The sequence below is a fragment of the Mesotoga infera genome, from assembly GCF_900157305.1.
Lineage (GTDB): Bacteria > Thermotogota > Thermotogae > Petrotogales > Kosmotogaceae > Mesotoga > Mesotoga infera.
Genome location: NZ_LS974202.1, coordinates 156,937 through 174,355, shown reverse-complemented (window position 1 = coordinate 174,355; position 17,419 = coordinate 156,937). Strand labels below are relative to the sequence as shown.

Here is a 17,419-nt window from a genome sequence, read left to right as displayed (position 1 = left end):
TTTGTTTCCCGGACCAGTTCTGACGATTCCCATATAGCGAGTATTATCATTGTACTATCTACTATATTAGGGGGAATAGGCTATGAAAAAAACTTTATTGCTGGCGCTACTGGTGTTTTTCTCCATCACCCTTTTGGCTGTTGAATATGCCGTAAAAGTCACCAGAAATGGTGAGGCTCTTCCCGAAGAGTTCTGGATATCTTCAGAGGAGCTTGGGCAGGCGTTCGAAGCAACAGTTTCAGATGCAGCCGGCCAGGGAGTTGTGTTCGACCCGTACTTCACGAATTTGAACATTCCGAGCGAGCACAACATGAAATTGATAATCATCTCGTATTTGGTTGATGAGAAACTTATTGACTACTACGCTTTCGAGAACAACCTAATTCCATCCGAGGGTGAAATTGCCAGCGAGACTGCAGCCATGCTTTCGATGTACACTTCAGACCCATACACAGTCGGGCAGATCGAAGCGGCATACGGTTCAATAGACGTCTTTGCCGAAGAGATCAAAGAATATGTCACCTATTCGCTCAAGATGAACCGCTTTCTCGAAAAAGCCATTCCGGCCGATGAGGAATCGCTTCTGGCTTACTTCATGGAAAACATCGAGACAATTCGGGACCTGTACGAGACGGTGAAGGCCAGGCACATATTGGTCAGCGAAGAGGCCAAGGCTCTTTCGCTGAAAAACAAAATAAAGAACGGGGAGGTAACCTTCACTGATGCGGCCGCGCAGTATTCGGAGGATTCCAATTCCGCCCCGAACGGCGGAGAACTTGACTATCTTAAAAGAGGCGACACCGTCGCCGAGTTCGAGGAAGCCATCTTCACGGCACCTGTGGGCGAGCTCTACGGACCTGTGAAGACTTTATCGGGGTACCACCTGTTAGTGGTCGAAGAAAGAACGGAGATCGATTCGCTTTCCGACCTTGCGGCCAGCGAGGATATATACAGCGATTTCGTGGAAGGTTACAGGAACGAGGCGTATGTAAAATGGATCGAAAACTATATAGAAACCAACAAATTCGATTTCGAGATACTCGACAGCGAACTTCTCTTCTATAAAGAATTCATAGACGCATCCGCCAGCAGAGAAAGTTCACTGGAAATGATCGCCGATTTGACCGCAAAACTTTTCGGCGATAGTGTAGTCGAAAACGTTGCACCGGTAGAGTACGCCGTTTTTATAGAGCTTTCCCAGATGCTGGGTCTGACAAACGATCCACGCTACAAAATGGCGATGGACAGACTGTACGAAACTGGCGAGAAGAAGGGCCGGATACTTCAGATGATGTACGAACTGAAGGGTGACGACCCCATCGTGGCCTGCGATTATTACAACGACATGCTCAAGGACCTCGAACGTATGTTCAGCGATTCGGCGTATTTTTACGCGAAGCAGGGCAGTTACGGCATGGATTTTGTGGATTATGTACTGGGCACTATAGAAGAGATAGAAAAGGCCCTGGGAGTCTTCCTGGAAAGAGAACTCTCGGTTGAGACCAGAGTGTATCTCCTGAGCATATTGATAAGGAACAACTCACTCGCCCTCGATATAGAGGAGTATTTTTAACGAACACGCCGGAGAATCCCTCTCCGGCGTGTTTTCAATTTATAAGAACTACGTTTATTGTTATCTCAGTAGTTCTGAGCCAATCTTTCCAGTTTTCGAGACTCCTAGAAACGTATTTCCTTCAATATGCCCGCGTACCATCTGGCCCACAGATCCGGTTCGTCGATGTCGGGTATGCTGAGGAATACGAAGAACTTCCCGGGTCCGAAGTTTCCCACGTCTGTTGACTCGGTATAAAGAACTGCCCAGCAGATCAGTCCGGGGAAGCTAAGAGTGTAAATATACATCGTAGATTCTTCATTTTGTTTTACAAAGCTTTCCAGTATTCCGTAGTCGCCCAATCCTCCAAGATAATCGCTGATTACTTTATCGAGTGAATCCTGAACTGGCTCCCCCTCGTACAGTTGTCCAAACAAAACTTTCCCCAATAGGGAGTTGTAGAAGTAGATATCAGCAGCCTCATAAACATCTTGACTGAACTCCACCGTGAAGTGACGCGGAACCATGACCCCAAAGAAATCACCCTGAGCGAAAGTCCAGTTTTCCGTCACAACACCCAAATCCTCTCCTTCCAGCTGCCTGGAAACCAGCTCCATGAATGAGTGATGGTCACCCTTTTCCTGTGACGGAAATTCAGGCTTGCTCTCGGGCTGGAAAATGTAACTCGCAACGATCCCGGCCATCATCGCCTTCGCACGATCCAGCTCTGTGCCTTCGTAGTCTACAGGTTCGAAAAGAAAAAAGCCAACGCGACCCGGGCCGATTTCCTGAGCGTCTTCGCCGGGCGAATAAATGAGCACCGCTGGATAATCAACGCTGGCGGTCATTTTCAACGATACTAGATAAGCTACAAGACCGTTTTGAAACTGCCGAAACTCGGTGAAGCTGTACTCTCCTGCTGTTGCTGGCTCGCGATAATAAGAAGAAATCAAGGATTTAAGCAACTCTTCACGGTTGGAAGAATCAGGTGTGAAGTACAGAAAACGACCAAATAGACTAAATCTCTCATCGAAAAGTAAAACATTGAAATTACCGTATATATCCTCTTTGAAGGTACGAAACCCTTCCGGGAGCATCAGAGAGATCTCACCCACTTCTATTGCGTTCCAGGATGAGTCTTGAGGAGCCTTCCATCCCTCTCTGAAGGAAAGAAGGAGAGGATCTGGCGTTTCGACGCTGGCAGATGCCGCCTCAAGAGTCGAGCTCGCAAACACCGTTATTCCCGCTACCAACACAATCAACAACAAAATCGTTCTTCTCATGAAAACACCTCCGACTAAAGCACAATGGGAAAACCAGTGTCTTGATTTTACACTTTTCTCCATCGTTAATTATCTCAGAAAGCCAACGTCATCAAAATACCAACAACATAGCATTCTGCAAAGTCAATAGTATAGACGTTGAAAGAATCGTGATTTCCCTGAACCACAAAGCTGTCGATAATCATGTAGCTCTCAACACCGAAAATTTCGAGATACTCTTCGATAATTCTATCGAAAATCTTCCCGGTGCTGAAAGACGTCTCGTACAATTCGCCGGCCCTTATCCTTCCTATATCTTCGTAACTTGCTTTAGAGCGAGCCAGAGCAAGACCTTTGTATATTATCATCAAACCTCACGTACCGAAGGGGAAAAAGGGTGTCCTCCGGAATCCGGAGGGCACCCTGAGTTGATTCAAAAAACTGTATTACCGACAGTACGGCTTACTTCAGATCAACGGTCGTGGTGATGACTCCGCCTCTGGTAGAAGAGAACGTGATCGTTGCAGTTCCCGTACCAGTGACCGTCCAGGATACCGTCTTGGATGTTTCCCAGGTCGGCGAATCAATGTCGGTGAACGGTCTGTCGAGAGGATTCTCAGGAAGCGCACCGGCAAAGAAGCCGATGGTCTTGGTTGCACTCTCTCCGGAAGCCAGCTTGAGACCATCCAGTGTTATTCTGGCCGTCGACTGTCTCACCATCTTGACTAGCCATGCCTGCTTCAACGCGTCGGGGAGGAATCCGTTGTTGGTTATATCGTCCTCGAACCGTCTGCGTTGGCCTTGACGTTGATCTCTGTGAATTCGAGTTTCGGAAGTGACTTGGCAAGCATGAAGTTGAACCTGTTCTCAGCCTCTACTGCCAGCTCCAGGTACATTCCAGCAGGCGGGTTCTGCGACCAGAACTTCGGGTTTGTTCCACCGGCCTCGACCGTGCCGTATTCGGGGTGCTCTGCAGGCGTCCAGGGGAGGAAGTACGCTCTCTCCATTCCCTTTACGTTGTCCTTTATCCAGAGCCAGTCCCAGGTATCAACGGCGCCGTCTTTGTTGTAATCGAATATGTAGTCGTACCTGTTGCCCCACAGTTCATCTCCGTACCATATGGCGCCAAACTGGAAGTAACCATAGTCTGGACTGTGTCCGAAGAGCGGGCTTCCGGCTCTAGCGGTGCCCTGAAGTATTCTGTTTCTGTTGCTGTAGGTCCAGAACACGTCTCCGGCCCATACGTAACCCGACTCCTTGACTCCATCGGCATCGAACTTCAAGTAGTAGTCGTTGTCGGTGTAGTACATGGATTCGTCTGTTCTGCTGGTTGACGGTGGTCTCAGGTGCATCGGAACGGAAGTATCCATCGACTGAACTATCGAGATATTCGGATGGGTTACCATCCACAGGAACATAGCTCTCATTTCAGTTTCGGAAAGCGGGTACTCGCCGGCTCCACCCTGTGTGTAACCTCTGCCTGTGGCTTCGGCCATCGGTCTCCAGTTCTCAGGGTAGTTTCTGTGAAGATCGAGCCCGCCAGGTCCGTCTTCGGCAGTTCTGCCGTCGCCATCCCAGTCCCAGCCTTCGCTCTGGACTAGGTAATCTCCCTTACCTGTCCCAACACTTGTCATTATTCTGCCGCCGGGATCAATCGGGTCGATTATGTAGTTGCCCTTGCCCTCTCCAACGTAGATCCTCATCTGTCTGATGAAGCCGTCTCCGTTAAGGTCTTCTCCGGGGTCTTCATCGAACTTGCCGTCTCCGTCGTTGTCCTGAGGGCGAACGGTTGATCTGTTGGTGTAGGGTGTCGTAAGATAGAGCTGACCACCATCTGGGTTCTCCGTCGGACGTACGTAATACGTGAAGTTGTCGACCAGATAGGTGATTTCTTCATCATTGCCGTAGCCATTTATCAGATCGTACGCGAAAAGCAAAGCTGCAGTTCTTGCCGTGACTTCACCTGAGTGCCTGTTACCTGATACAAACATCGCGGGCTTGTCGGTGTCCTTACCGGTTGCTTTGTTGGTGATCGTTATCTGGTAGATGGGGATGCCCAGGAAAGACTCTCCGACTGTGTATACATCAACCAGGTCGGGATAATCTTCGGCCCATTTCAGACACCAGTAAACGGCTTCTTCATACGTGAAGTATAATGCGCCCAATCGAAAACGCCTTCTACGAGTGGATGTGTTTCTGGATAATCGACCGGGAAATCGCGCATCAGTCTTGCAGCGGTAACTTCGTCGGCTTTCGCGGTCCAGTCGAAAGTCGGATAAGTTACTGCCAGTGCGGAAACGCACAGCACAACGAGAGCCACAATTAACAAAAGCTTAGATCTCACGATGGTCCACCTCCTTGGTTAACTAACAAAAAAGTCTTTCTGGAAACTTTCCCTGTCGAACACTTCCACCATATCTCTCAGTCTGTCTTTGGAACAACCACCCTCTTTGAAAAGTGGATCTTCCGAAGTGACCATCAGCCGCTTCATGTTTTTACCGGACAGAAGACCTTTGAAAACTTCCGTCGCACGCATGGATCATGGACATATCACATTCAAGACATAAGAGACCCTTACGGATGAGCAATCGATAACCGATATGCTCGAAGGCTAAAGGATAGCTGTAAGAAGATCGGGAAACCGAAAAGTGCCCAGATTTGGCAAGACTTTACTAGAAGATGCGCAAGCTCTCCGTAGCACTGGCACAGAATTCACGTAAGTCTTTATAGGCGACACAAACGCTCTCGACAAACTAGGATTCTGCGCCGATCTCCAAAGTGAATCAGGTAACTCGATAAAGATTTTTAGCTTTACTTAAAATTCGCCAGGTGTTTAACTTCCGAAGAATATCTCTCCGGACAAAACTAACCGCCCAGGTAAGATTTCTTTACCTGTTCGTTATTCAATAATTCCTCGCCCTTTCCTTCAAGAACAATTCTCCCGGTTTCAAGTACATAAGCGTAATCCGCCAATTTAAGTGCTCCCAAAGCGTTCTGCTCTATCAAGAGGATGGTTTTGCCCTCCTGGTGTACCTTTCGAATGACCTTGAAGACCTCGCCGACCAGTACTGGCGCAAGCCCAAGAGAGGGTTCGTCGAGCATGAGCAGGTCCGGTCTGGACATGAGAGCCCTTCCTATCGCCAGCATCTGCTGTTCACCGCCCGAAAGAGTGCCACCTTTTTGATCCTTTCTCTCTTTCAACCTTGGAAAAAGCGTGTTTACCCACTCTAGATCCTTTGCTATTTCGTCACTATCGTTCCTCAAGAAAGCTCCAAGCATAAGGTTTTCAGTAACTGTAAGGTTTGGAAAGATCCTTCTTCCTTCCGGAACGAGAGTCATTCCGGATTTCACAATTTCGTTCGTCGATTTGCCAGTTATATTCTCAGATTTGAAGATTATTTCTCCTTCTCTGACTTTTTTGAGGCCGCATATGCTCCTCAAAGTGGTGGACTTCCCGGCTCCATTGGCTCCTATAAGGGCAACGATCTTTCCCTGATCAACGTTGAATGAAATGCCCTTCAAGGCGTGGATCCCTCCATAGTAAACGTTCAAGTTTGTGACTTTAAGCATACAAATCACCCGTTCCAAGGTAAGCTGTGATAACTTCAGGATTATTTTGAATCTCTTTAGGAAGCCCGTGCGCGATAGTTACGCCGTGATCGAGAACTATTATCCTCTCGCAAATGGTCATCACAAGACTCATATCGTGTTCTATCAACAGAACCGTTAAATTGAATTCCTTTCTTATCCTCAATATGAGGGCCGCCAGTGCCAGAGTCTCTTCCGGGTTCATTCCCGCGGCTGGCTCGTCCAGCAGCAATACTTTCGGGTTGGTTGCGAGGGCTCTGGATATTTCGAGCTTTCTCTGTAGCCCGTAGGGAAGCGAACCGGCAAGATCGTTCTTGTACTTCTCCAGATCCAGTGTTTTCAGCAGGGCCATGGCTTTGTCGTCTATCTCTTTTTCCTCTTTTCTGTAGCCGGGCAATCCGAAAACGGCGGACAGTACTGAAGATTTAAGACGCAGGTGACAGGCCGTTCTCACATTGTCGAACGCTGTAAGTTCACTAAAGAGACGTATATTTTGAAAAGTTCTCGCTATACCCTCTGCAGTTATCTTGTCGGTCTTCATTCCCGTTATATCTTTGCCACCAAGGATTATCTTTCCCTCACTCACCAGATAAGTGTTTGTTATGAGGTTGAATATCGTGGTCTTCCCCGCTCCGTTCGGTCCTATGAGACCTACGAGTTCACCTTCCTGCAGATCAAGGTTGAAGTCCGAGACTGCCGTGAGCCCGCCAAATCTCTTCGTCACGTGTTCAAGTTTAAGCAGACTCATTCTGCATTCCTCCTTTTTGATCTGAAGATCCAGTCCCAGGAAAACTCCTTCTGTCCAAAGAGACCTCGCCTGAAGAATATGACGGTGATAACCAATATGAGGGCGAATATCAACATTCTCATGCCAGAAATTCCGGGTATCGTCAGGCCGAATATGGTCATCGGCGACTCAACAAACCTCAAGAACTCCATCAGGAAGGCGATCGATACACCCATCACAACACTGCCCGTTATGCTTCCCAGACCTCCCAGCAGCACGATCATGACTATCTGGAAAGTCAGAGAGATGTTGAAAGAGTTCGGGTCGATCGTCATGAGAAGACTTCCCAACAACCCTCCGCCTATGCCTGCAAAAAACGCCCCGATAACGAAAGCCAGTGTTTTATGTTTGAAGAGATTGACTCCCATCGCTTCGGCCGCAACCTCGTCCTCCCTTATCGATTTCAGAGCCCTTCCATAACTGCTATCGACAAGCTTCTTTATAAAGAAAATCGTGAATAAGGCCCAGCCCCAGCTCCAATATAGATTAGTGTAAGTCGGGAGCCCTTTCAAACCAAGCGGTCCATTGGTGATATTTTGAAGATTGTTGAGTATTACACGGATTATCTCGGCAAATCCGTAGGTAACGATCGCCAGATAATCTCCCCCCACTCTGAGACACGGTGCGCCGACGGCAAATCCTGCAACCGCCGCGATGGCTCCTCCAACTAATAACGCAAAGAAGAAGGGGATCTGTATCTCGCTTAGTGGCCAGATGAGCGGCTCAATAAAAAAATTGGTTGCCTTAAGCGCCGGAGACATATAAAGTAAGGCAGAGGCATAAGCTCCCAGAGCCATAAAACCTGCATGCCCGAGAGAGAACTGACCCGTGAAACCATTTATCAAGTTAAGACTGACACCCAGAATTACATAAATAGCCGCCACATTCATGATCCTTTTGATAAAAGGATCCATATAGTTTTCGGCGAGCCAGAGCAACAAAATGAAGACCAGAAGACTCACTATTGTTAGGATTAACTTCATTCTGCGATCCATGACAGTCACCTACTTTTCTTCTCGCCAAAAAGGCCGGTCGGCTTAACGAGCAAAATTACAACCAGGAGGACGAATATTATCGCGTCCCTGTAACCTGCCGCTTCCGGGAAAAATGCCACGAGCAGGATCGTTACCATGCCCAGCATGAATCCACCGAACAGAGCACCAACGATGCTTCCTATACCTCCGATTATCGCTGCGGTAAAGGCTCTCCATCCCGGGAAGACACCCATGAAGGGCCATATCTGAGGATATCTGAGTGCCCAGAGTATAGCGCTAAGGGCCGCAAGTGCCGAACCGATAGCAAATGTGAACGCGATCGTTCTATTTACATTTATACCCATCAATTTTGCCGTATCGAAATCGACCGAAAGAGCCCTCATGGCCAGTCCCATCTTTGTACGCTTTATAAGGAAAGTAAGCAGCAGAAGCACAATTACGGAAACTACTATTGTGGCTATCGTGATCGCCTGAATCCTTACACCTCCGATTACAAAAGTGGTAGTTAGTGAAGGAGGCACATAGAAGGATTTTTGTCTTCCCCCGAATACAACAACAGCAATGTTTTGAATCAAAAACGACATGCCTATGGCCGCACAGAGAGAGGATATCCTCGGCGCGTCCCTGAGAGGTCTATAGGCTACCCTTTCAATACCAACTCCAAGCAATATCGTTACAGCTACTCCAAAAATAACAGCAAGCCACCAAGGCATCATAAACAAAGTAAAACCGTAGAAAACGAAGAACGTAGCCATCATGAACACGTCGCCGTGTGCAAAATTTACAAGCTTGACCACTCCATAGACAAGAGTGTATCCAATGGCTATAAGTCCGAATATGAAGCCCAAAGAAATCCCGTTAACAAGGTGCTGCAAAAATACATCAGGGCTCATCCTGCCACCGCCTTTGCTTTAACTACAATTCAGTAAAGACGCAGGCATAGGCCTGCGTCCAATACCTATGCTGCTACAATATAACTACTGCCTTCTGGAGATTATTGGGCAGGCTTGACAACACTGACAAATTTGAATGCACCGTTTTCAACTTTCCTGACTATTGCGTCCTTTACGGCGTCTCCATTTTCGTCGATTGTTATATAGCCGGTAACGCCTTCGAAATTCACCGTTGCACTGAGGGCATTCTTGATATCTTCAGGAACTGCGGAGTTAGCCCTTACTATCGCATCTATAGCCAGCATGAAAGCATCGTATCCCAGTGCCGCGAACGCGCTTGGCTCAACACCGTACTTCGCCTTGAAGGCTTCGATGAATGTGGCAGCCTTCGGAGTCGGTGCGACAGCGACGTCGAAGTGAGTGCTGAAGTAACTTCCTTCAACGGCGGCTCCGCCGACCTGAAGAAACTCCGGCACTTCCCAGGTGTCTCCACCGAGGAACTGCGCCTTAATCCCGAGTTCGCGTGCCTGCTTGATTATCAGGGCAGCCTCACCATAAGATGCGGCCGGGATGAAGATTACGTCGGGGTTCTTTCCCTGAGCGTATGCAAGCTGCGCTGTGAAATCCTGGTCACCGGTCTGGTAAGAGATGACGCCGCTAATCGCTTTGTTGTTTCCCGTAAGGCTCTTGAAGGAGTTCTGGAAGTAGTGCGAAAGCCCCACCGAATAGTCGGAAGCGATGTCCTGAATAATAACAGCTGTTTTCGCTCCCAATTCTTCGATAGCGAATTTTGCCATAACGCTTCCCTGGAATGGGTCGATGAAGCAGACTCTGAAAACGTAGGGCTTGCCAACTGTCACGAGCGGGTTGGTTGGTGAACATCCGATCATCGGGACTCCTGCGGCGTTGGCCACTTCGCTACCTGGTATTGCCACGGCGCTTCCGTAACTCCCGATAATTACCGATGCCTTGTTGAACTGAATCAGTCTGGAAACTGCGTTGGAAGCTTCGACTTTCTCACTCTTGTTGTCGACCAAAACCAGTTGTACCGGACGGCCGAGGACTTCCGTCACTTGCTCGGCTGCAAGGGTAATACCTTCCATTGTAAGCTGGCCACCGGCTGCGTAAGGACCTGTCATAGGTTCGAAAACACCAATGACGATTGGCTCAACTGCGAACAACACGAAACCTAACAGCAGAACAACTGCCAGAACGAGAATCCTCTTCACTTACCTCACCTCCACAATTGTGATCGTCTACGATCATCTAAGGCTGAAATTACCCCACTAAATAGATGGTACTCATAGACACAGTCGTAAGCATTAACGGACAACCGTGCAAAATAAATATAAGAGACTTTCGGTCAAGAAGTAATAAACACCTGGCGACATTTCATAAGACAGTTACTTCAGATTCCAAGTTCACAAGTTACTAAATTTTCAATTTGAATCAACCAAATAAGCCATCCGATGTGGTAATCACTTGGAAATCCATTATCATGATACCACTTTGGCATTCTAGAATCTCTCCTGGAAAATCACCATTTTGAATCTATACAAGCGATCAGGAATGATTATACAGTAAAATCGTAAGGAAAACGAAGAATAAGTGAGCGGGAGGAAATAAATGTTAAGCGTACGAATTTTGTAGGATCGATTATTGAGGAGTATGCTTTTAGTGATAGCGCATGAAAGAACCTCACAATCTTTAATAACTATAACTCGATACTCAGGCGATCTGCAGTTACCTGTTGGATAACTGAAACTCATTGTGAGTTGCACGATACGATACAGCGAGTGTTGAACAACTGAAAAGCCATAAGCATTCACAGTGGTCCGTAGATGCCCGGTGGCAAGGTTTATTAATTTTGACGTTTAACTTACAATTGAAGTATAGCGGCTAACGATAAGAAGGAGGGAAATTGCGTTGGAATCGGAAACTATGATCGCGATTGTAAAAGAAAAACCGGGTCCAGGACTGACACTGAAGAGAGTTCCCGTACCGGGGGAACCTGGCCCACACGATGTTCTGGTAAAGGTCAAACGCGCTTCGATATGTGGTACCGATCTTCACATCTACAAATGGGATGAATGGTCCCAGAAAAGGATCCGCCCTCCACAGATAGACGGCCACGAATTCACTGGAGAGGTAATAAAGGTCGGCGACAATGTCACGACAGTCGCCGTAGGAGATTCGGTGGTTGCCGAAACACATATCCCCTGTCAGAAATGTCTTCAGTGCAAGACGGGTAAAATGCATATTTGCAGAGATATGGAGATACTCGGCGTTCATCGAGATGGAGTCTTTGCAGAATATGTTCTGGTTCCAGAGATAGTTCTCTGGAAAGTCGATCCATCGATCCCATTGGAGTACGCCTCGATAATGGAACCGTTCGGCAACGCAATACATACGGCCCTGGTAACCGATCTAACCGGTAAAAACGTTCTCATAACCGGAGCCGGCCCCATAGGAGCAATGGCCGTGGCCGTGGCGAAAGCATCTGGGGCCGCCTGTGTTATGGTGAGTGAAGTGAAGGATTTCAGAAAAAATCTGGCAAAAAAGATGGGTGCCGATGTCGTAATCGATCCACTCGAGGAAGACATGCCAGCCAGAGTGAGATCCTTGACCAATGGTGATGGAGCCGATGTTCTTCTTGAGATGTCGGGAAGCGTCATCGCCATAAAACAGGGCCTCGACAGCGTCACCAACGGTGGAATAGTGTCACTGCTGGGAGTATTTCCCGGAGATTTGGCCTTCGATATAAACAATCTTTTCACGTTCAAAGGGTTAACCATGTACGGAATAACCGGCAGAAAGATGTTCGATACCTGGCGGATAGCGGATCAGCTTCTTAAAAGCAAAAGGGTGGATCTTTCGCCGGTTGTGACTCATACGTTCCCTGCCGAGCGTTTCGAGGAAGGTTTCGGCCTGATGGAAAAAGGGCTCTCCGGCAAGGTAATACTCCAGTTCTAAACCGGCGTTGAAACGGGAGGTGTGGTAAATGTTCGATTTCGATGTTTTGAAAGACGAAATGAGAGAACTAGAAGAAAAGGGACTGTTGGTGAAAATTCGAACTCTCGAGTCTCCGCAGGGCGCCTGGCTGAACGTGGATGGCAGAAAAGTGCTCAACATGTGTTCCAACAACTACCTGGGACTTTGCTTCGACGAAGAGTTGAAACAGGCTGCGATAGAAGGTATAAAAAAGTGGGGTGTGGGTCCGGGCGCCGTTAGGTCCATCGCGGGTACTCTTGACCTCCACAACGAACTCGAGAGGGAACTGGCACAGTTCAAGAAAGTGGAGGCGACACTGGTTGTGCAGTCGGGTTTCAATGCCAACCAGGCTGTGATAGGCCCTATAGTCTCCGAAGAAGATGCGATTCTCTCGGACGAACTGAATCACGCAAGTATTATTGACGGCGTCAGATTGACGAAAGCCAAGAGATATGTCTGGAAGCACAAGGACGTCGCCGATCTCGAAGAACAACTAAAAGCGGCCAAGGCCGATGGTGCCAGAAGAATGCTTATCATCACCGATGGCGTTTTCTCAATGGACGGTGACCTGGCACCACTGCCTGAGATAGTTGAAAAGGCCGAAAAGTACGGAGCAATAGTGATGGTGGACGATGCGCACGGCGAAGGTGTGTTAGGAAGCAATGGACGAGGCATCGTGGATCACTTCCATCTCCACGGGAAGGTGGATATCGAAGTTGGAACTCTTTCCAAGGCTTTCGGTCTCGTTGGCGGCTTCATCGCGGGCAAAAAAGCACTTATAGATTATCTGAAGCAAAAGGCACGCCCCTTCCTGTTCAGTTCTTCCCTATCTCCGGCCGAAACCGCGGCCGCCATAGCGGCGGTACGAAAACTCTCATCATCGGACGAACTCGTTAAAACGCTATGGAACAACGCCGAATACTTCAAAGAGAGACTGAAGTCTCTCGGTTTCGATACGGGACACAGCGAAACCCCGATCACCCCGGTGATGCTCTACGACGCAAAGCTCTCATCGAGTTTTTCGAAGCGACTCTTCGAAGAGGGAATCTTTGCCAGCTCGATAGGTTTCCCGACGGTGCCGAGGGGAAAGGCGAGATTGAGAATAATGATAAGTGCGGCCCATTCTAGAAAGGATCTCGACTTTGCCATCTCGAAGTTTGAGATGATAGGCAAAGAACTTGGTGTAATAAAATAAGCACTTCCATTTAGCAATATTCCGATTATAATAAACAATACAGCGGCTTGAAGCCGCTGTTTTGTCGGGAGGTATGAAAGTTGATATGGACTCTGGTTCTACTCGGAAGCGGTTTCCTTCTACTGATAAAGGGGGCAGATTATCTTATAGAAGGAGCTGTAGCCATAGCTAAACGTTTCGGACTTTCCGAGTTGTTCATAGGACTCACGATAGTTGCCTTCGGAACGAGCGCTCCAGAGCTGGCAGTAAGTTTTCAAGCTGCGCTGAAAGGCTCGGGAATAGCCATAGGAAACGTACTTGGTTCGAATATAGCAAACATTGCCCTCATTCTCGGAGCTGCGGCTCTGATAAGTCCTTTGAAAGTCTCAAACTCAACTATGTATTACGAAGTTCCCTTCATCATAATCATATCGACCGCATCGGGTGCCATGTTTTTCGGAAGAGATTTCACACTTGGTAGGAGCGACGGGATAGTCTTGCTTTCCTTTTTCGTGATCTTTATGATGTACATATTCGTGATGGCCAGACAGGATAGAGCGATAAGCCAGGCAGTACAAATTCAGGAAAAGAAAGACACTATGAGCTTACGTAAAGATATAAAATTGGCCTGGATAGCCACAGTTGGCGGTTTGGCAGCCGTTTTAGTCGGAGGCGATCTGGTTGTCGATGCCGGTTCACACATCGCCCGGTCCTTCGGTGTGAGCGATATGCTGATCGGTGTGACCATAGTCGCTATCGGCACATCTTTGCCGGAATTAGTGACCTCACTGGTGGCCGGAAGAAAAGACAAAAAAGATCTGGCAATGGGCAATGTGATAGGTTCGAACATTTTCAACACTCTTTTCGTACTCGGTGCCTCTACTTTGGCTTCTCCGCTTAAAGCGGACCGCCAGTTTACGCTGGACATTGCTTTCAATTTTGGCCTTTCTATTGCCCTTTTCTTGTTGGTTATGAGAAAGAGAGTGCTTAGCAAATTCTCTGGCTTACTTCTTATTATGCTTTACACAGTTTATCTCGTGCTAAATGCGATCGCGGGTTAAAAGTATAGATAATCGATAACGAATGGTATATAATATTATACTGCAACGACTTCGCAAGTGTACTTTGCCTGCCAGTTCTGAAATTGAAAGGGGGCATTTCGATTGAAGTTCGAACTCGATTCGACTTATAAACCTCAGGGTGATCAGCCGCAAGCCATAGAAAAGCTCACGGAGGGACTTTCAAGAGGAGACAGGTTTCAAACCCTTCTGGGGGTAACTGGCTCTGGCAAGACCTTCACCATGGCCAACGTAATTTCGAACCTCCAGCGTCCTGCGATAGTGATCTCTCCTAATAAGACTCTAGTCGCACAACTATACAGGGAGTTCAAAACGTTTTTTCCCACCAACAAGGTCGAGCTGTTTATAAGTTACTACGATTACTACATGCCTGAATCGTATATACCTTCGAAGGATATGTACATCGAGAAAGAGGCCGAGATAAACGAAACGCTGGAGAGGATGCGCGTATCTACCCTGAAGTCGGTACTGACACGCAACGACACGGTCGTTCTGGCAAGTGTTTCAGCCATCTACGCCAGCGGAGATCCTAAAGATTTCGCGACGATGAACATACACATCCAGAGAGGCTCTAGATTCAACAGGAATGAACTGGCCATAAGACTGGCAAACATACAGTACAACCGATCGGAAGACCTCTCGGCCGGAGGGGTTTTCCACGTAAAAGGGGAGATCTTCGAAATCTTCCCGCCCTACGAGGATTTCGGCATAAGGATCTACTTCTTCGACGACGAGATAGAGCGCATAGTGACTTTCGAACCGCTCAACCGCAAGGTGGTGGACGAGCTTGATATGGTCACTATATACCCAGCCAAAGAGTTCGTGACGACCCAGGACAAGATCCTCGGTGCGATGAGGAGTATCGAGGAGGAGCTTGAAGAGCGCGTTAAGGAACTGGAAAGTGAGGGAAAATATCTGGAGGCCCAGCGCCTACGACAGCGAACCACATACGACATGGAGATGCTCTCCAGTGTTGGTTATTGCTCGGGGATCGAGAATTACGCCCGCTTCTTCGACGGCAGAAGGAAAGGCGAAAAACCCTATACATTGCTTGACTACTTCGACAGGGAGAAGTTCATAACTTTCATAGACGAGTCCCACATAGGAGTGCCGCAGATCAGGGCCATGTACAGGGGCGATTTCTCGAGAAAAAAGAATCTCGTCGATTATGGTTTTAGACTGCCCGCCGCCTTCGACAACAGACCGCTGAAGTTCGAAGAGTTCCTCGAGACGGTCGGCCAGATAGTTTTCGTATCTGCCACTCCTTCCGAGTATGAACTGGGACTCTCCAGGCAGGTCGTCGATCAGGTGATAAGACCCACAGGTCTGGTCGATCCCGAAGTGATCGTGCATCCTACCGAAAGCCAGGTAGATGATTTCATAGCCAGGATGAAGCCCGTGAAGAAACGGAACGAAAGAGCGCTCGTTACTGTTCTTACCAAGAAGGCCGCCGAAATGCTCTCTGACTATCTGAACGAAGTCGGTATAAAGTCTGAGTATCTCCACTCTGAGCTCGACGCCATCGAGAGAGTCGAGGTTTTGAGAAAGCTGCGCGAGGGCACGATCGATGTCGTGGTGGGGGTCAATCTCCTCAGAGAGGGACTGGATCTGCCGGAAGTCTCCCTCGTGGCGATAATGGATGCCGACAAGGAGGGCTTCCTAAGATCGGAAATCACCCTGGTACAGACCATAGGAAGGGCTGCCAGAAACATAAACGGCCAGGTGGTTCTCTACGCCGACACCATGACCGGTTCGATGCAAAGGGCCATAAACGAGACGAACAGGAGAAGACTCAAGCAGCTCATTTACAACAAGGAGCATGGAATCACCCCTGAAAGCATCGTCAAACCCCTTTACAGAAACATCTTCGAAGAGTTCGCCGGAGAAAACCTCGACAAAGACAGAGAAGACAAGGCCAGAACGACTTACATAGAGGGAGTCTTCGCACTAAAAGAGAGCCTCGATACAGAAGATTACATGGCGCTCCTCAACGAAGAAATGATAAGGGCGGCCGGAGAGCTACGATTCGAAGATGCCGCTGTAATAAGAGACGAGATGTATCGCCTGAAAAAGAAATAACTTTAGTTCAGAGAAACGTAACTTGACACACGATACCGTATGCTGTTAGTATCGTTTCAACGAAAACACGACGAAAGGTGAAGCGATGTACGAATACACTGTGACCTTAAAAACAGAATCATCCGCTCTTCATCATCATAAACTGTGGCGCCCGGTAGTGGGAGGCGGCACCGTTTAGTCGTGCTCTCATAAAAAGATAACCGACCGGGCTTTAAGCCCGGTTTTTTATTTGGAGGTGTTGTTATGAGGAAAGTTATGCTGGTAGTTTTTCTGGTCGTTGTGAGTCTCGCGTTCTCAAGTTTGCTGGAGGACATAAGGAGCAGAGGAGTTTTAAGGGTGGGACAGGATGCAGGTTATATGCCCCTCTACGGTACGGATCCCGATGGAGACAGAATAGGGCTGGAAGTGGAGATACTCAAGGAAATGGCTTCCATTCTCGGTGTTAAACTTGAGTTTGTTATAGTTAATTGGGACGGTATCATTCCTGCGCTGATGTCCAACAAATTCGATATCATATGGTCTGGAATGACCATCACCCCTGAAAGGGCCCTGAAAGTCAACTTCAGTGATCCCTATCTAACTGTGGGACAGGCAATTCTCTACAACACGAAAAAGTTCCCCACACCGCCAAAATTGGAAGATATTAACACCAGCCAAACCAAGATAGCCGTTCAGCTCGGCACGACTGGTGCGGAAGCCGCCAACAGATTGTTGACCAAAGCACAGATATTCACCTTCGAGACAACCGATGAAGCTGGTTTTCAGGTCGCCTCTGGTAGGGCAGATGCTATGATCTTCGATTCGATCTACGCGAGGTTCGTAGCCAAGAAGTACGAACAGCTCGATGTCACCGATGAACTGTTATCTATGGAAGATCTGGGTGTAGCCATTCCAAAAGGTGATTTTGAGACTCTCCAGTGGCTGAACACATTCATACAGTGGCTGAAGACAACTGGAAAGATAACAGAACTCGAACAGTACTGGTTCGTGGAATACGCACCGGAATTCTGAGGTTAGAA

The 17,419-nt window shown here is 48.1% G+C and carries 16 protein-coding genes; 6 read left to right on the top strand and 10 right to left on the bottom strand.

The window, feature by feature from the left end:
* Positions 1-82: 82 nt before the first annotated feature.
* Positions 83-1,573: a peptidylprolyl isomerase gene (locus MESINF_RS00765; RefSeq protein ID WP_169698065.1), complete on the top strand. Its 1,491-nt coding sequence runs from the start codon at positions 83-85 to the stop codon at positions 1,571-1,573.
* Between the two features lie 104 nt (positions 1,574-1,677).
* On the opposite strand, the gene MESINF_RS00760 is transcribed toward MESINF_RS00765, so the two are convergent.
* The 10 genes from MESINF_RS00760 to MESINF_RS00715 all read right to left on the bottom strand — a co-directional run bounded on the left by MESINF_RS00760 (position 1,678) and on the right by MESINF_RS00715 (position 10,306).
* Positions 1,678-2,835: a hypothetical protein gene (locus MESINF_RS00760; RefSeq protein ID WP_169698064.1), complete on the bottom strand. Its 1,158-nt coding sequence runs from the start codon at positions 2,833-2,835 to the stop codon at positions 1,678-1,680.
* A gap of 74 nt (positions 2,836-2,909) precedes the next feature.
* Positions 2,910-3,182: a hypothetical protein gene (locus tag MESINF_RS00755; protein WP_169698063.1), complete on the bottom strand. Its 273-nt coding sequence runs from the start codon at positions 3,180-3,182 to the stop codon at positions 2,910-2,912.
* A gap of 94 nt (positions 3,183-3,276) precedes the next feature.
* A complete protein-coding gene (locus MESINF_RS00750) occupies positions 3,277-3,558 on the bottom strand; it encodes a hypothetical protein (protein ID WP_169698062.1) in 282 nt (93 codons plus the stop codon).
* Positions 3,559-3,584: 26 nt separating this feature from the next.
* Positions 3,585-4,979 carry a M14 family metallopeptidase gene (locus tag MESINF_RS00745; RefSeq protein WP_169698061.1) on the bottom strand — a complete coding sequence of 465 codons (1,395 nt, stop codon included), beginning with the start codon at positions 4,977-4,979 and terminating at the stop codon, positions 3,585-3,587.
* Positions 4,931-5,158: a hypothetical protein gene (locus tag MESINF_RS00740; RefSeq protein ID WP_169698060.1), complete on the bottom strand. Its 228-nt coding sequence runs from the start codon at positions 5,156-5,158 to the stop codon at positions 4,931-4,933. Before MESINF_RS00740 ends, MESINF_RS00745 begins: the two co-directional genes overlap by 49 nt.
* A gap of 521 nt (positions 5,159-5,679) precedes the next feature.
* Positions 5,680-6,384, bottom strand: a complete 705-nt coding sequence (locus tag MESINF_RS00735) for an ABC transporter ATP-binding protein (protein ID WP_169698059.1) — start codon at positions 6,382-6,384, stop codon at positions 5,680-5,682.
* Positions 6,377-7,150, bottom strand: coding sequence for an ABC transporter ATP-binding protein (locus MESINF_RS00730; protein ID WP_169698058.1), 774 nt, complete (start codon positions 7,148-7,150; stop codon positions 6,377-6,379). Before MESINF_RS00730 ends, MESINF_RS00735 begins: the two co-directional genes overlap by 8 nt.
* Positions 7,147-8,184, bottom strand: a complete 1,038-nt coding sequence (locus tag MESINF_RS00725; RefSeq protein WP_169698057.1) for a branched-chain amino acid ABC transporter permease — start codon at positions 8,182-8,184, stop codon at positions 7,147-7,149. The genes MESINF_RS00730 and MESINF_RS00725 overlap by 4 nt, the downstream gene beginning before the upstream one ends.
* 5 nt (positions 8,185-8,189) lie before the next feature.
* Complete coding sequence (locus MESINF_RS00720; protein ID WP_169698056.1) at positions 8,190-9,077, bottom strand: branched-chain amino acid ABC transporter permease; 888 nt, start codon at positions 9,075-9,077, stop codon at positions 8,190-8,192.
* Between the two features lie 101 nt (positions 9,078-9,178).
* Entirely contained in the window at positions 9,179-10,306 is a 1,128-nt protein-coding gene (locus MESINF_RS00715) for an ABC transporter substrate-binding protein (RefSeq protein ID WP_169698055.1), read from the bottom strand.
* Between the two features lie 712 nt (positions 10,307-11,018).
* Here MESINF_RS00715 and tdh point away from each other — a divergent pair.
* The 5 genes from tdh (at position 11,019) to MESINF_RS00690 (ending at position 17,411) form a co-directional block, all read left to right on the top strand.
* Positions 11,019-12,050 carry an L-threonine 3-dehydrogenase gene (tdh, locus tag MESINF_RS00710; RefSeq protein ID WP_169700730.1) on the top strand — a complete coding sequence of 344 codons (1,032 nt, stop codon included), beginning with the start codon at positions 11,019-11,021 and terminating at the stop codon, positions 12,048-12,050.
* Positions 12,051-12,078: 28 nt separating this feature from the next.
* Positions 12,079-13,263 carry a glycine C-acetyltransferase gene (locus MESINF_RS00705; RefSeq protein WP_169698054.1) on the top strand — a complete coding sequence of 395 codons (1,185 nt, stop codon included), beginning with the start codon at positions 12,079-12,081 and terminating at the stop codon, positions 13,261-13,263.
* 80 nt (positions 13,264-13,343) lie between these two features.
* Positions 13,344-14,303 (top strand): calcium/sodium antiporter, encoded by a 960-nt coding sequence (locus MESINF_RS00700; RefSeq protein WP_169698053.1) that lies wholly within the window; start codon positions 13,344-13,346, stop codon positions 14,301-14,303.
* 102 nt (positions 14,304-14,405) lie between these two features.
* Positions 14,406-16,400, top strand: a complete 1,995-nt coding sequence (uvrB, locus tag MESINF_RS00695) for an excinuclease ABC subunit UvrB (RefSeq protein ID WP_169698052.1) — start codon at positions 14,406-14,408, stop codon at positions 16,398-16,400.
* A 243-nt stretch (positions 16,401-16,643) separates the two neighbouring features.
* The gene (locus MESINF_RS00690) at positions 16,644-17,411 is read left to right on the top strand and encodes a transporter substrate-binding domain-containing protein (RefSeq protein WP_169698051.1); all 768 of its coding nucleotides are present in this window, start codon (positions 16,644-16,646) and stop codon (positions 17,409-17,411) included.
* Positions 17,412-17,419 lie beyond the last annotated feature (8 nt).